Raw genomic sequence first — 1081 nt, 5'->3', positions numbered from 1 at the left:
CTAGACATTATGTAGTGACCTACCCGTCCTCAAATATCGTGGGTTAAGCTGAGGACGGTGATCCAAGCTCAGAGCCAAAAGTGAGGAGGGTAGGCCATGAAAGAGTTTAGCAAGTTCATCGGATTGGATGCACACAAAGAAACGATAGCGGTTGCGATCGCCGATGGTGACGGTAGCAAAGCGCGGTTCTTTGGGGAGATACCGAATACGCCGGATGCCGTTAAAAAACTGCTAACGGGTGTCAGCCCCCAAGGGGAAGTGGTGTCGTTCTGTTACGAAGCGGGACCGTGTGGTTATGGTCTTTATCGGCAGATCACGTCGGCCGGTCATGCCTGCGATGTGGTCGCTCCCTCGTTGATTCCGGCCAAGCCCGGGGATCGTGTGAAGACAGATCGGCGAGATGCCGAGAATCTGGCGCGGTTGCAGCGAGCCGGGGAATTAACGGCTATCTGGGTGCCCGACGATGAACAGGAAGCGATGCGTGATCTCACGCGGGCCCGGGAAGACATCAAACACCTGGAGCGACAGGCCAAGCAGCGCTTGAATGCCTTTTTGCTACGGCATGGCTTTGGCTACGATGGCAAGAAATCGAAGTGGACCCAGGCGCACTGGCGCTGGATGGAGCGGATCAAGCTCCCTCACCGGGTACAGCAGCTGGTTTTTCAGGAATATATCGACAGCGTCAAGCATCTACAGCAGCGAGTTGCTGATCTGGAACAGGAGATGGAGAAGGCCCTGGCAGACTGGAGACTGGCGCCCGTTGTGGAAGGTGTGATGGCCCTGCGCGGTTGCCGGTTAGTCACCGCGATGACGGTGGTGGCGGAGCTGGGTGATATCACGCGCTTTGATAACCCGCGTCAGCTGATGAATTACCTGGGACTGGTCCCGAGTGAGCACTCCAGTGGCGGCAAGGTACAGCGAGGAGGTATCACCAAGACGGGGAACAGCCATGTGCGGCGGGTACTGGTGGAGTCGGCCTGGACATACCGATTCCCAGCGCGCAAGACAGCACCACTGCAACGCCGCGCGGAGCGGACATCTCCACCGGTGCAGGCCATCGCCTGGAGCGCCCAGAAGCGCC

The 1081-nt window shown here is 58.4% G+C and carries 1 protein-coding gene; it reads left to right on the top strand.

Annotated elements, in window-relative coordinates; genetic code table 11:
- Positions 1-96: 96 nt before the first annotated feature.
- On the top strand, positions 97-1081 hold a 985-nt coding region (locus EV688_RS17325), incomplete at its 3' end, for an IS110 family RNA-guided transposase (RefSeq protein ID WP_131917741.1).

The sequence above is a fragment of the Chromatocurvus halotolerans genome (assembly GCF_004340525.1).
Taxonomy (GTDB): Bacteria; Pseudomonadota; Gammaproteobacteria; order Pseudomonadales; family Halieaceae; genus Chromatocurvus; species Chromatocurvus halotolerans.
The sequence above is the reverse complement of the archived record's forward strand: the minus strand, read 5'-3'. Positions and strand labels throughout refer to the sequence as shown.